Origin of the sequence: Aeribacillus sp. FSL K6-2833 (assembly GCF_037965815.1) — a bacterium.
Classification (GTDB): Bacteria; Bacillota; Bacilli; order Bacillales; family Aeribacillaceae; genus Aeribacillus; species Aeribacillus composti.
On record NZ_CP150189.1, the window covers coordinates 231,410 to 245,920 of the forward strand.

The window sequence follows — 14,511 nt, forward strand, 5'->3', positions numbered from 1 at the left end:
ACAGTAAATCCATTGCGATACGGGCGTTAGCTGACATACGAGTTTTAAGCAGTTGAATTAACGGCTTTTTCGGGGGAGAAAGCACCTTTTTCCATAAACACAAGAGGCAAATACAACTTGACACCAGCTTTTTTGCCCATTTATGATTGGTCAAATTAATTGATAATGTACTTGAATCTATCATTTTTAACAGCATAACAAGTTTCGTATCATATGTTTTAGCATGAATTTGTGAGACTAAATCAAGGAAAAGCCTTTGAAATAGATCGGGGTTCATGTCGTTTAATCGCCTTGACAACTGAGAAATACTGTTCGAATCGAGGTCAATTTCTTTTTGAAGCTGGTCATTGAAAAGACAATCGCTTAACGCATGTAGACTTCGACTTCTTCTAGCTGCGCAAAAAGGAGTAATATTAGAAATGACTCAGTCGTTATTTTCTTCGTATAGTAATCTAATTTCATCGTTTTCACCAATTCCTCGAATAATTGAAGATTTATGGGTGAAAACCATTGCCCAAATGAAGTTTTTAGTGTAATCTTGTCCATGATATATGTCCTTTATTAGTGGATTTGGACGGGCTACCACCAGACTTATCCATTATAAAGGACTTTTTCTTTATGCAAAATAATAAAATTGAACATTTTAAGTATTTCCAATAATCAATTTAAATTAATGCAATACTAGTGAAATAATTTGATGATGTATAAAAGTTTGTGTAAAGCATTTTGCTAGACCAAAAGAAAAAAGGTAGGGTATTCTCTGATTTGGACAAAAACACATTCCAGAGAAAGGAGAACCCTACCTATGTCTAAAAGTATACCGAATGTAGACAGGGCAAATCAACTGGAAAGTGTTATTCGTCAGTTTGTAAAGGAAAAATTAGAACTGATCATGCGAGAAGAAATGAAACATTTCCTCGAAATTGAACAGGCTGGAACGTCGAATATGAGAAACGGTTACTATCAACGAAATCTAGATACGCAATATGGCCGGATTGAAGGTCTTTTGGTCCCAAGAGATCGAAATGGGAAATTTCAAACGCAGCTGTTTGCCCCTTACCAACGTCATACTGGCTGGCTCGAGGAAGCCGTCATCAAAATGTATCAAAGTGGCATGAGTACGCGGGAAATTGGTAAGTTTATTGAACGAATTTTAGGAAATGCCTACTCACCAACAACGATTAGTCATATTACCGATGTCGTGAAGGAAGACATCGAGAAATGGGACACTGGTACCTTCAAGAATTTTGTGTAATGTAAGTCTGATCAGAAGAATAATTGTATAAAAATTTACAATTTTGTGAAGATCAAAGTATAACGTTTGACTGTACAGTTTGATTATAATATGATCTTATTAGAAGGGTAAAAAGGGGGTATAGATGGATGGGGTCGTCTATAAAATTGGTGAACTAGCAAGTATAGCAAATGTTTCTAAAAGAACAATCGATTATTATACAAAACTAGGCTTGCTTAAAGCAGAACGGTCCAAATCGAATTATCGATATTATGATTCATCTGCTCTTGAGGATTTAAAATTAATTGACCATTACAAAAAACTGAATTATTCATTAGACATGATAAAAGAGAGGCTAGAGTTGCATAGAAAAAAAACAGCAGCCGAGGAAGAACTTATTCTTAAACAAGCCAAAACAATTGCTGAACATATGAAATTATTGGAGGATGAAATTAAAGAAATTCATGATCTTTTAGGCAAATTGGATGATGAATGTAAGAAAAAGATTTCGAATCAATTGTCTCCACAGACGATGGCATTATTACAATCATTAATCATGTTTTTAGGATGATAAAGAGAGATCTATACAAGGGAATAGTGAAAAAAGCATAATTACTGTTGACATTTCGTTATTAGGAGGTGTAAGTCGTTCCTTTTTCTAGGGGAACGGCCGTAGTTTGGAAATATTTAATTTATTTATGGTTGCTGTATTAATTGGTTTCACAGCATTTTTCGTCGCTTCTGAATTCGCCATTGTAAAAGTCCGATCTTCAAGAATTGATCAGCTTATCTCGGAAGGAAATAAAAATGCTGTTGTAGCTAAAAAAATCATTTCCAATTTGGACGAATATTTATCAGCGTGCCAGCTTGGAATCACCATAACAGCATTAGGTTTAGGCTGGCTAGGAGAACCGACTGTTGAGCATCTTCTTCACCCCGTTTTTGAAAAAATGAATTTTTCCCCATATGTGTCTAATATACTGTCATTTGGAATTGCTTTCGCTGCGATTACATTTTTACATGTCGTTATTGGAGAATTGGCTCCGAAAACGGTAGCCATTCAAAAGGCAGAAGCTATTACATTATTAACAGCAAGACCCTTAGTTTTGTTTTATAAAATCATGTATCCATTTATTTGGGCATTAAACGGTTCTGCAAGGGGCATTATCCGTTTATTTGGCTTAAAACCAGCTTCCGAACATGAGCTTGCACACTCAGAGGAAGAGCTGCGGCTTATTTTATCTGAAAGCTACAAAAGCGGCGAGATTAACCAAACGGAATACAAATATGTGAATAACATCTTCACGTTTGATGACCGGATCGCAAAAGAAATCATGGTTCCCCGAACAGAAATTGTTGCACTTGATAAAAATAAAACCATTAAAGAAAACTTGGAAATCATCAAAAAAGAAAAATTTACAAGATATCCGGTAATTGACGGAGATAAAGATCATGTTATTGGCCTTATCAACATCAAAGAGGTATTTACAGAAATCTCCTCTTACGATAACTTAAATACCGAAAAATCCATAGATGATTTTGTCCGTCCAATTATTCAAGTCATTGAATCCATTCCAATCCATGATCTGTTGCTGAAAATGCAAAAAGAACGAATACACATGGCGATTTTATATGATGAATATGGCGGTACATCCGGTTTGGTCACAGTTGAAGATATTCTTGAAGAAATTGTCGGTGAGATTCAAGATGAATTTGATGAAGATAAAAAACCCATCATCCAACAAATAAATCATGATCGAGCCTTAGTTGATGGCCGCATCTTAATTAGCGAGATAAATGATTGGTTAGGGTTGAAAATTGAAGAAACGGATGTAGATACACTTGGCGGATGGATGTTAACTGAGCGTTATGATATTAAACAAGGGGAAAGTATTGAATTTGGACCGTACACCTTTCACGTAGTGGAAATGGCCGGGAACCATATTAAAACGATTGAGATTACTAAAATTGATAAAGGCTCGCCAGTTCTAGTAGAAGATTAATCATAATAAGAATTGGCGACAAGATCCCCCCGCTAGCACAATACAAAAAAGTCTGCCAAAAGGTTTCGATATTTCAACCCACAGGGGAATACTGTAATCCCCAAAACGTGCTTATAGTTGCGGCGAAAATAAAAATCTGTCATCCGCCAAACTCATTTAAACGAAGCTCTCTAAATTGAGTTCACTCCTTCTAATGGTCGCATATCTCAAGCGAATCAGTATCATTAAAATTTAAAATAAGTGGAATGGGATGTCGTTCCTTAGAAAGAAAAATTTTTAAATAAATGGAGGGAGAATTTCAAAAATGCTTAAAAAATTTTTAGCGAAATTCGGCAAGGGAGCAGCGACAGTAGATTTACAATTCGAAAATCGTCCTTATCAGATTGGTGAAGTAGTACAAGGAGAAGTTGTCATTAAGGGAGGCGAAGTAGATCAACAGATCAACCAGTTGGCAGTTCAATTCATGATGACTGTTAGAGCAAAGAATGGCCAGTCTGTTTCACGGGAGGTTGAGAGGATTCCTTTAAACGGATCATTTGTAATTTCAAAAAAAGAAGAAAAACGCATCCCATTTAATTATCGAATTCCGCAAGCCTTGCCTTTATCTAGAGGCCCTGTATCTTATTATTTTGATACCCATCTTGATATTGAGGGAGGCGTAGATCGGACAGATATTGATTATATCACCATTGGAGCATCGAAAGAGATCCAATCCATTTTTCATGCTCTTTCCCGTTTAGGCTTCCGAGAAAAATCTACTTCAGGAAAGCTTGATTCTTATGGCCAAGAATTTGAGTTTTTTCCGACACAGTTATTTGCAGACAAAGTTCATGAATTAGAAATTCGTTTTGCTTATGTAGAAGAAGGAGTCAAAGTTTGGATGGAAGTGGAATGCCGATCTGGCTATGGAAAAATCGAAGCGAAACGAGAATTTGTTTTGACTAAAGAAATAGTAGAGAACGAAGACAAGCTGGTGTCCTCACTCGAAAAATATATTGCAGAAGCAGTCCAGCAACCGGAATTGTATAAACAACCTTTTACCTATCCTACCTATCAGCCTCATCATAAAGGCAGTATGGCAAGCGGCATTGGAAGCATGGTTGGAGGATTGGCGATGGGTGTTTTAGGTGGTATGGTATTAAATGAACTGATGGATAACCTCGGTGTAGATGAAATGTTAGAAGATGCGGCAGAGGCCATAGGTTTGGACGAAGAGAATTTTGATTTAGCTGGCATGGATTTTGATGATTTTTTTGATGAAAACTAATAAAAAAGCGTATTAACGGTCAGAATAATGATTATTCTTTTAAAAAAAAACAATTTTATGTATGATGAAAGAATCCATTTGATCAAGCTTTTTTCCAAATGGATTCTTTTTTATTTACGGTTCAATATTTGTTTGATGTTTATAAACAAACTTAATTTTCATTAAGAACATAAATAACAACATTAACATGAATTTTATTAGTATCTAAACTTTTATTTAAAAAACATATGTCATGGAGTAAAATGGAAATAGCTCTAAACGACTGTGTTTTATTTTAATGAGATAATCATAGCAAAGCCTGAAATGCAAATAAAAATGATAAAAATTTAGGAAAGTTTTGAATAAACGTTATCAATAAAACATCGAATGTTATACTGCCTATAAAAATTACGAAACGATATGCTTCTTCTTCGAGGATACAATGGATTTTTACAAAGACATAGGTGCTGACGACAATTTATAGTTGAGCTCTATTGTTCAACTAGAACAAGGGGCATTAAACATTTTGTTTTTTAGTTTTTAGTATTTTATCAATTAGCTAAGGGAAAATGACTACATAAAACTAAGAAAGGAATGTTCATTTTGGATAATAAGAATAAAAAACTTAAAATTATTATTGTAAGCGCTTTGTTCAATCATTGTATTGGCTTCACTTTCTCCAATATCTAATTCAGGACCTAATGTCAATCAATTTGGAGACATCGGTATGTGGATGTCTATCATTCTCATTCTTATATCTTATGCAATCCCTTTAATTATTTACAGTTTAGGGGTTGATGCATTTAAGTATGTAATGGCTGCACTCTGTGGCTTAGGTCTTCTAATAGGGATGGCTGTTATATTTACTACTATTTTATTTATATTTACTTCTACAACTAGTATGATTTTATATGCTTTATTATGTCTTTCCGTTTTATATATTATGTCAAATATAATTTGGATTTTTATTACCTTTTCAACTAGTAATAAAAGCAAAAACACAATTCTTCAATAGACCTTATTATGCAAATGAGAAGTACAGGAACGGTCCGATAAATTCTAAAATGAAGCCAGTAGAGAAAAATGAGTTGTTTTTCTCCGCTGGCTTTTGTAATTTTTCGATTCTTGTCTGAGTTGAAGATGCGGATCCACTATTTTCAGGATGCTGTGAACTATTGCCACAATTCCAAACTCGCCCCCCTGCAAGGATCATCTGCAGATCACCCTTGATGTGTCTTGACGTTTTTTTACTTCGATTTTGAGTCGAATGTAAAAAAATCACATCTTTCTTCCTGAGTTTTAGGAACTGCTATTTCTTTCATTTTTCTTTGAACCAACTGGTCAAGTAAGTTCCCGAGAAAGGTGCAATCGTGGAACGACTTGAATATTATGGACTTTTCAAGCAGGGGTCGGAATGTGCATTATACGACCAATGCGATCGAAAGAAATTCGGAAATAGTTGAAACCGATGGGCATTTGAGCAGTTTAGAAATCGTGGGGAAAAGTTGTATATTTGATGATATAAGACTTTCATGAAAAATGGGCAGAGCAAAAGTAGAGAGGAGTACCGAAGCAAAGGAAGTCTTTCAGCAAATGTTTGGTAAATGTTGCAATGAACCATTATTGCAAAAAGGCCATACAGGAGACTTAAAATTTAGCCGCATTGTGTGAAGAAAACAGCCCTCTATTCTAAATTTCCATCAGAGGTACTTTATTTATCTTGCATTATACAAAATTATTGACGTTACCGAGTCAGTATCATTATAATAAAAAGGTTAACTTTTCCATTTGTCCTGCCTGACATATTTATTTTTTAAAAACTGTTCCTTATAAACAAAAAAATTATTTTCAAAATAAGTTAGGAGGCTATTAAAATGGAAATATATTTGAAATACTTTTTAATGGGGTTAACGATTGCTTTACCGATAGGAACCATCACAATTGAAATGACTAAACAAGGGATTAAACATGGTTTTTTACATGGTTGGGCAGTGGGGTTAGGCGGGATGACAGTTGATTTTCTTTTAATTATTGCCATTTATTTAGGATTGGCTCCCCTATTATCGGCCCCTTTAATACAAATTCCATTATGGCTGCTAGGCGCTGTTTTTTTATTTTATTTAGCTTATGATTCGATAAAAAATGCAAATCACGATATGACAATGATTGGCGAAGCAACTTATAAATCGATTGGAAAAACATATCGAAATGGTATACTTGTTGCAATCTCACCAAGTAATTTAATTTTTTGGATATCAATTTTTGGTGTAGTGCTGACAGATTCATTTTCTCAAGCGAATACAGCTGATTTTTTTATTACTGCATCAGGAATTTTATCAGGAATATTGGTACATGACATTATACTTCTTACTATCATTTCGGTTACACGAAAAGCAATGAATAAAAAAGCAATAATGACTGTTTCGATTATTGCTGGAATTTTGTTGTTTGGTTTCGGTTGTACTTTTCTCTATAAATTTTTCATAACATTACAAGCGAACTATCCGTTTTGATAGGTGCAAATAAATAATGACATTAGTGTAACAGGTTCGAATTGGATCGAAATTGAAAAAACTGCAACTTCAATTTTAGTCCTTCCTTCTATCACGGAACGATATTTTGATTTGAAAAATACGCTCTCCTCGTTGTAATGAAACGGTGAATCATAAAGGAAATTTTGTTTCATTCGATAAAACATCATTAACACTTGAATCCAAAAAATCGGTGATACGGCAGTAGCTCTATTTCTCATTAGCTCAAGGAAGAGCAATAGAAACACAGGAGAATCTCCTGAAGCGATGAAAGGATCAAGTTGGACAATTGAGAAAGAGTCATTAGTGTTTAACTCTATGAGTCTCATACATTGCTTCCGGCAAAACAAATTTTTTTCATTAATACGATTCGCCAAGTATTTTTGGAGGAGTGCATTTTCTCCCTTAAAAAAACACGTATTGATTATTCGGCTTGTTGCGTTTTTGCTTGTGCAACATTAAAAAAACAAATATTGGTTATTGACAAAACAAAAATCCAAGCTATATAATATCTAGTAATCAACTAGGAATACTATGTTTCGGTTGCGTAATTTTCGGAAATACATTCAGACGTTCCGTTCCCTTTGAAATGGAATATCTCATTCATGTCGAACAGCGAATTTGCAAAGCTATCTGGATTTATTTGTTTATCAATTGGGCGATTCTTTAACCTTAGAGCATACCAGCACAAGAAGCAAAATAATCACTGATTGGAAATCGCAGCATATCTTGCATGGATACATGATAAAGTCCAATAGCAAGCTGATGAAGTGATGACAATCATTAGTCCACCAGACCACTGGAGACTTCCTTTCATTTTTAAGGGAGTCTCCTTTTTTATTTTAAGCACCTCAAGACATATTTAATCGCCCATATTCAAGGAGGAATTATAAATGGAAATCTTTTGGTTTATTCCCACAAATGGCGACTTTCGTCAATTAAATCATCAAGAAGGTTCACGTCCTGCAACCTATAACTATTGCAGACAAATTGCACAGGCTGTCGATGATTTAGGCTATAGCGGCGTGTTAATTCCAACAGGAAAAACATGTGAAGAAGGCTTTATTGTCGCTTCAACGCTTGCACCCGTAACAAAAAATTTAAAGTATCTTGTAGCGGTGCGGCCAGGATTAATGTCACCGAGCTTTGCGGCACGCATGTCGGCGACATTGGATCGATTTTCTGACGGTCGGTTATTAATTAATGTGGTGGCTGGCGGAGATCCGGTCGAGCTTGCAGGAGAAGGAGTGTTTTTAGATCACGATGAACGATATGAGTTAACAGATGAATTTTTAACCATTTGGCGTCAATTATTTACAGAAGAAGAAGTTGATTTAGAAGGAGACTATTTACGAATTCAAGGTGGGCAATTGCCATACCCGACAGTTCAAAAACCATATCCGCCGCTATATTTTGGAGGATCTTCACCTGCTGCGATGAAGGTGGCGGCAAAGCATATCGATGTCTATTTAACATGGGGAGAACCACCGGCACAAGTGGAGAAAAAAATCAATAAAATGCGGGCGTACGCTGCTGCCCAAGGAAGAACAGTAAAATTCGGCATCCGGCTGCACGTCATTGTCCGTCCAACAGAAGAGGAAGCATGGGAAGCTGCCAATAAGCTCATTGAACATGTGGATGAGGAAACTATTGCGCAGGCGTTGAAAGTATTTAAGCGGATGGATTCTGAAGGCCAGCGCTTAATGACGAGTTTGCATGAAGGTGATCGTACAAGATTAGAAGTGAGTCCAAATCTTTGGGCCGGTGTTGGATTGGTACGGACCGGTGCAGGCACGGCGCTAGTAGGAGATCCTGATACGGTTGCTGCCCGTATGAAAGAATACGCTGATTTAGGCATTGAGACCTTTATTCTTTCAGGCTATCCGCATTTAGAAGAAGCCTATAGAACAGCGGAATTATTATTCCCGAAACTTCCAATTGATAAAAAGGATACTTCTCATCAGAAGACATTCCTTAGCCCATTCGGCGGAGATATCAAATCGGCTGTTGCGAAATAACAGATTCATTAAACAATTTGAGGTGACAACAAGAGGATTGTGAAAATGCTTGATTTTAATTGGTGATAACCATCATGTCTCTTATAGGATGATGCAGAAAGATTTTCATCTATCACATAAGGGACAGCGGCACTTTTTGGTTAAAACCAAAGTAAATAAATATGTTTAATTTGAAATAAGACGGTATGAAAGCGGGCAGCTCATCAGCAAGGAAAGGTTTGGCTTTACAGAAAACAGCAGCTCCAAAGTGGCTCAATTAGTGAAAATTACGGGATTTAGTATGAGTTGACCAGACGACTGGAGACTTCCTTCATTTTATGGAAGTCTCTTTTCATTTTTTTATGGGAATTTCAGTTTAAAAAAGTAAAAAACGATTTTAAATGATGAAAAGGGGATGGATAAAATGGCATTCAATCATTCTGAAAAATTAATCAATCAAATATATGATGTAAGTTTTAAAGCAGATGTTCTTGTTATAGGCGGTGGGCCTGCCGGCGCTTGGGCTGCATTATCAGCCAAAAAGAACGGGGCAACGGTTATCTTGGTGGATAAAGGTTATTGCGGCACAAGCGGGGCGACGGCTCCTTCAGGCAATGGAGTATGGTATATACCGCCTGATAAAGAGAAAAGAGAAGAAGCGATGAGAAGCCGTGAAGCCTTAGGTGGGTTTCTTTCTGAACGGAAATGGATGAAAAGGGTACTACAACAAACATATGAAAGTGTCAATCAACTTGCTGAGTTGTTTTTGCAAGCAAAAAATACAGATAATTGCAGTAAAATTTACAGAGGCTTGCAAGCTCATTTTCTATTATTTGGAATCTGATTTCTTCACAGAAGAAAGGGCGTTTCTTAAACGATAACTTTCTCCTGTGAAGGCGATAATATGGGCGTCATATACGGACGGAATTCTTGGAAAATTATTTCCCCATCGTTGGTAAAACAGATAAATCGGTCCCATTCTTTCTTCATCACTAAGGACTGCTTGATCCGGACTTTATGAATCACAAACTTTTCCCCATCGACCTTAATCTCACCGTATTTATTTACTTTGACTGTATCGATTGAAAAGATTGGAAGATCTTTTAATGGCAACACTTTTAGCTTCTTTTGATCGTCTTGCCATAATTCTTCGATGCTGACACCTTTTTCATAATGCAGGCGTTTCCGATCTTCGATCATCTTCTTTTTCAGCCACTCAGCTAGTTGTTTGAAGTCCTCCATGATAGGAGCCGTGACAAAAAAGTGATTCCGTACATAACTGACTTTTCTTTCTACGTTTCCTTTTTCATGTTCACTGGCCGGATTACACGGTTGAACTTTAAACCCATAATGCGCTTGGAACCGTAGAAAGGCATCCGTATACTCCCATTGGTCTCCTTTTCCTACCGTCACAATGGCGGCAGCTAGATTATCCATTCTCAAATACGTTGGAATTCCTCCTGCTTGGTGAAACAGTTGTTTTAGTCCTTCTAAAAAACACTCTGTATTTTCAAAGGAAGAGGATAAGCAAACGCTGCATTGCTGTATGAAAAGCTTAAAATTAACGTTTTCACGTCTTTATAAGCCCCGTCTTTCACAGTGGTCATGTTCCCAAAATCACCCTGTGCCTCACCCGGAGGGTACTCTAGACAGTTCGATACGAACCTTCGAACCCATATTCCTCTTTCAATTGCTCAAAAATCGCTAGATTTGTTCTCCGATCTTTTCGATTTAGTTTCATGTCCTCCTCTAACCAACAATCCACTATTTCTCCATACCCTTTTTCATACATTATTCCACGTTTTTTCTTCACAACTTCTTGTTCAGATAAATCACCATCCGCATATTTTTTCACGGTTCTCCAATTATGTCCTGTTTTTCTTGCAATTTCATTTATGGACAAGTCTTCGTTTTCTCTTAAATGTTTGATATAATTAACTGCAGGCATTGCTAGCATCCTTTCTTTCCCTCCACCTGTTTAAGTCTGTACACAACCTAAACATGTAGAGGGGATATTGGGAACTGGCAAACCTTTTTTTATGCAATCAAGTTCTGCATTTTTTTGTTGCAGAACTCTGTATTTTTATTTTGCAATAAACAAATGGGAAAGAATTAATACGACTACATTGATTTCAACCAATTGACCATCCTTTGTTTCAAAAGGAATACTCTCTTTCCAATCTAATTGTGCTTGTTTTCCTATCGGTGTTTCAAATCGTGCAGTACCTTTTGGAGAAGGAAATCGTTTGTCCTCCTCAAAGAGCTTTAAACTCTGGCTTTTCCGCATATATGCCCGGAAAGTGGATGCTGTGCAATCCAATCCATGATTATCTTTTAAGTACTGCCATAGTACACGGCGATAATAAAATTACTGCTTGGAATCCTCCGAAAGGAGGGCTGCGATCGTTTCATAATACTCATCAATTTTCGAAGTCTTCTTTCGTGTCCGTTTAGGAACGAACCCTTTTAAATACTTATCTATGGTTCTCCGATCTACACCCAGATCTCTTGCTAATTGACTTTTATTTATTTTCATCTTCAAATGCTCCATTAGTTGTTTGAATTTTGGTAAATCTTCAAGACTCTTAATCTCTAAATCTGTTTCGCCATTTGTTGACATATACATACGAGCCCTATGGTGGGTTCAGGCCATCGCCGCAGATCAATCAACAACCTCGCCACTACTTGCCTGTTATACGGCGCTCAATGGAAAAAAGATATGATTGACGAAGATATCGTGCGTATGGCAGCCGAAGAAATGGGGTACTAACACAGCAGGGGCCGATCGGCCTCTGCTGTGTTCCATCCCACTCTATCCTCATTCTAGTTGATCATCCAAAATAATATGCAAACGTTCGGATATAATCTGCAAAATCTGGAATAATTCGCATTATTTCCGAATCCGTCCGAAATAATTGGAAAAAGGGATTCTGAAATAATGTGCTAATTTACACTCGGGGCTCAAAAAGTCAGTTAATCCTAACTTTTTGGACAGTCTCCTGAAAAATTGCTGTTTTATATTCAACATGATTCTGTTTGTCTGGATTGCCAGCCATCTTACATCTTTCATCTGTTCGCTACGTGATAGAGAACTTTGCAGTAATAAATTTATCTCTTTATTAAGACAAAGGGTTTTTTGGCAATTTTTCCACCTTCACTGTTGAATAAATTGCTTTAACATCCTCTTTTCTTACTTCTGGATACCAGTTTAAACAATTGGCTGCTGAATAAGAAATTGCTAATTTCAGTGATTCCTCATACGGAATATTTTGATCAATGCAATTAGTCAAGACACCTAAAAAAAAGTCACCAGATGCAACTGGATTTTTCGCTTCTATTTCTTTTGTTTTTAAATAAAAAAATTCATTTTCCATTTTGGCAATAACACCTTTTTTTCCTAAAGTAATAATAAAAAACGGTATGTTAGTTTGACCTGATAATAATTGATGGTAGTCTTGGATAGTGTTGAGTTTTTTTTTCGGAAATAGATCCATAATTTCTTCGTCATTGATTTTTATCATATATGGTTTTTCTTTATATGCTTCTACTAAAGGTTTTCCGCTTGTATCAACAAAAATTTTGACATTTCTCTTTTTTAACTTTTTTGAAATCTCTGCAATATAATTGTCAGGCATACCTTTCATCAATGAACCGGAAAATACAATAATGTCATTATCCTTAACGTTTGCTGCAATATTTTGGCTAAATGTCTTCAAAATGTCATTTGTTAAGCTTAAACCTTTTTCATAAATGGGATAGATTACTTTTTTCTCCGTATCTACAACAATATTACAGACTCTTGTATTTTGCATAACTTCTGTAATGACAAGATTTACTTTGCATTTTTTGGCTAAATCAGATAGATATTTACCATTATGTCCGCCGATTATCGTATGAATGCAAACCTCGGCCATTGGATTTTCCTGTTTTATAGCATATGCCACATTGAAGCTCTTTCCACCAGGGAATTCCTTCACCTCAAATGGTCTGTTTGGGGTGGAAGGAGAAAAGTTTTTGACTAATAGTGTTCGGTCTATAGCCGGATTGGGACAAATTAAATGGATCATGGAATACACTCTCCTTATATCAGTATATTAGCAATTGCAAAGAAAAATAGCAATATATTAAGGCTAAATGCAAATAAAATATTGGTTTTTTAATCAAAAAAGCAAAAAAATGCAAAGAAAAGTATTGCGATTATGACTAAATTGGCTTATGATATAGAAAACGGTTACAGGAAAGCAGGTGATAAATTGCTAAATGCAGCAGAAAGAAAAGAAAAAATAATTGAAATTCTTAAAGAAAAGAAAGCAGTAAAGATTTTGAGCTTAAGCAAAATGTTGAAAGTAACTAGGGAAACAATTCGAAAAGATCTATACGAATTGGAAAAAGAAGGATTAATCAAAAAAATTCATGGCGGAGCTGTTTTGGATTTGCCTAATCAAGAATCAGATTATGAAAGAAGGAAAACAAAAAATTTAGAAGCCAAGAGAGCCATTGCAAAAGAGGCAGCTAAACATGTTGAAGACGGCGATATTATCTATCTCGATTATGGTACAACAACGTACCTCTTGGCGGAGGAATTATTAAAATTAAAAAATATCACCGTTGTCACGAATACAATTCCAATCGTTAATTTATTGTTGCGGAGTGATTCAGTTAATTTAGTGATTTTGGGGGGGATGGTAAGAAAAAATGAAGATTCCCTTTATGGACCATTTGCCTCAAACAATATAAAAAACATATATGTTGATATTGGTTTTTTTGGCTGCGGAGGTATTGACAGCTTTAGCGGTATTACGAATCACCATATTGGAGAAACTGAAATTTCCAAAGAAATGATGTCACACTGCCAAAATAAAATTATTCTTGCAGACCATAGTAAATTCGGAACAACCGCTTTTAACCAGACTGCTACATTTTCCGATGTAGATATTATTATCACTGATAAAGATATTGATGAAGAAATTAAATCGGAAATATTAAAGCATAATGTTGAGGTAGTGATTGCAAAAGGAGCATCCGGGGGTGAGGAAAACGATGATTGATTCCAAGTATATTATAAAAGATTTAGATGTTAGCAACCAAAAAGAACTATTTGAAACGATAGGACAGGCTCTTATGGAGGATAAAATTGTAAAGGATGGTTTTATTGAAGCACTCTTAAAGAGAGAAAAAGAATATCCCACTGGTTTACCAGTGAACCCTGGAGTAGCCATACCTCATACAGATGGAACTCTAGTTAATGAAGATCGATTAGTTTTTGCAACTTTAAAAAATCCGGTAACATTTGCTGAAATGGGGGGAAGCGATGAGAATATCATTGACATCCACATCGTCATTTTGATGGCTATTAAAGACGGAAAAAAACATTTGGAAACCTTGCGGCAGCTTATCGATTCGATCAAAAAAGAAGAATTTATCAAAGGGTTGTTTAATAGCAAAAATTCCGATGAGATGGAAACGATCATTAAAAAATTTTTATAAATAAATGGATGGA

Annotated in this window: 8 protein-coding genes and 5 pseudogenes; 9 read left to right on the forward strand and 4 right to left on the reverse strand. The window is 35.8% G+C overall.

The genetic code is table 11. From position 1 onward, the window contains the following. Window positions 1-47: 47 nt before the first annotated feature. A pseudogene (locus NSQ94_RS01315) lies at window positions 48-546 on the reverse strand (DUF4372 domain-containing protein); the annotation flags it as partial. 259 nt (window positions 547-805) lie between these two features. Between NSQ94_RS01315 and NSQ94_RS01320 the strand changes: the two are divergent. From NSQ94_RS01320 to NSQ94_RS01350, 7 genes and pseudogenes are all read left to right on the forward strand, one after another. Next, window positions 806-1,225 (forward strand): annotated as a pseudogene (locus tag NSQ94_RS01320) (transposase); the annotation flags it as partial. Window positions 1,226-1,379: 154 nt separating this feature from the next. Next, a complete protein-coding gene (locus tag NSQ94_RS01325; RefSeq protein WP_063386472.1) occupies window positions 1,380-1,805 on the forward strand; it encodes a MerR family transcriptional regulator in 426 nt (141 codons plus the stop codon). A gap of 106 nt (window positions 1,806-1,911) precedes the next feature. Further along, complete coding sequence (locus NSQ94_RS01330) at window positions 1,912-3,237, forward strand: hemolysin family protein (protein ID WP_327873451.1); 1,326 nt, start codon at window positions 1,912-1,914, stop codon at window positions 3,235-3,237. Window positions 3,238-3,541: 304 nt separating this feature from the next. Next, window positions 3,542-4,504: a sporulation protein gene (locus NSQ94_RS01335; RefSeq protein ID WP_339229942.1), complete on the forward strand. Its 963-nt coding sequence runs from the start codon at window positions 3,542-3,544 to the stop codon at window positions 4,502-4,504. Between the two features lie 1,853 nt (window positions 4,505-6,357). Next, complete coding sequence (locus NSQ94_RS01340; protein ID WP_339229944.1) at window positions 6,358-6,996, forward strand: LysE family transporter; 639 nt, start codon at window positions 6,358-6,360, stop codon at window positions 6,994-6,996. Window positions 6,997-7,907: 911 nt separating this feature from the next. Beyond that, window positions 7,908-9,032, forward strand: coding sequence for an FMNH2-dependent alkanesulfonate monooxygenase (ssuD, locus tag NSQ94_RS01345; protein ID WP_339229946.1), 1,125 nt, complete (start codon window positions 7,908-7,910; stop codon window positions 9,030-9,032). Window positions 9,033-9,435: 403 nt separating this feature from the next. Then, a pseudogene (locus NSQ94_RS01350) lies at window positions 9,436-9,768 on the forward strand (FAD-dependent oxidoreductase); the annotation flags it as partial. 155 nt (window positions 9,769-9,923) lie between these two features. On the opposite strand, the pseudogene NSQ94_RS01355 reads toward NSQ94_RS01350, so the two are convergent. The 3 genes and pseudogenes from NSQ94_RS01355 to NSQ94_RS01365 all read right to left on the reverse strand — a co-directional run. Then, window positions 9,924-10,968 (reverse strand): annotated as a pseudogene (locus tag NSQ94_RS01355) (IS21 family transposase); the annotation flags it as partial. Window positions 10,969-11,115: 147 nt separating this feature from the next. After that, window positions 11,116-11,637, reverse strand: a pseudogene (locus tag NSQ94_RS01360) (IS21 family transposase); the annotation flags it as partial. 493 nt (window positions 11,638-12,130) lie between these two features. Then, window positions 12,131-13,078, reverse strand: a complete 948-nt coding sequence (locus tag NSQ94_RS01365; protein ID WP_066250371.1) for a PfkB family carbohydrate kinase — start codon at window positions 13,076-13,078, stop codon at window positions 12,131-12,133. A gap of 315 nt (window positions 13,079-13,393) precedes the next feature. On the opposite strand from NSQ94_RS01365, the gene NSQ94_RS01370 reads away from it, so the two are divergent. Beyond that, window positions 13,394-14,059 (forward strand): DeoR/GlpR family DNA-binding transcription regulator, encoded by a 666-nt coding sequence (locus NSQ94_RS01370; RefSeq protein ID WP_339229948.1) that lies wholly within the window; start codon window positions 13,394-13,396, stop codon window positions 14,057-14,059. Then, window positions 14,040-14,498 (forward strand): PTS sugar transporter subunit IIA, encoded by a 459-nt coding sequence (locus tag NSQ94_RS01375; protein ID WP_199757324.1) that lies wholly within the window; start codon window positions 14,040-14,042, stop codon window positions 14,496-14,498. Before NSQ94_RS01370 ends, NSQ94_RS01375 begins: the two co-directional genes overlap by 20 nt. Window positions 14,499-14,511: the final 13 nt, after the last annotated feature.

What these genes read in the sequence shown, in the direction of transcription:
- NSQ94_RS01365 (WP_066250371.1), bottom strand. Translation starts at nt 13,078, where the DNA reads ATGATCCATTTAATTTGTCCCAATCCGGCTATAGACCGAACACTATTA.
- NSQ94_RS01325 (WP_063386472.1), top strand. Translation starts at nt 1,380, where the DNA reads ATGGATGGGGTCGTCTATAAAATTGGTGAACTAGCAAGTATAGCAAAT.
- NSQ94_RS01340 (WP_339229944.1), top strand. Translation starts at nt 6,358, where the DNA reads ATGGAAATATATTTGAAATACTTTTTAATGGGGTTAACGATTGCTTTA.
- ssuD (WP_339229946.1), top strand. Translation starts at nt 7,908, where the DNA reads ATGGAAATCTTTTGGTTTATTCCCACAAATGGCGACTTTCGTCAATTA.
- NSQ94_RS01335 (WP_339229942.1), top strand. Translation starts at nt 3,542, where the DNA reads ATGCTTAAAAAATTTTTAGCGAAATTCGGCAAGGGAGCAGCGACAGTA.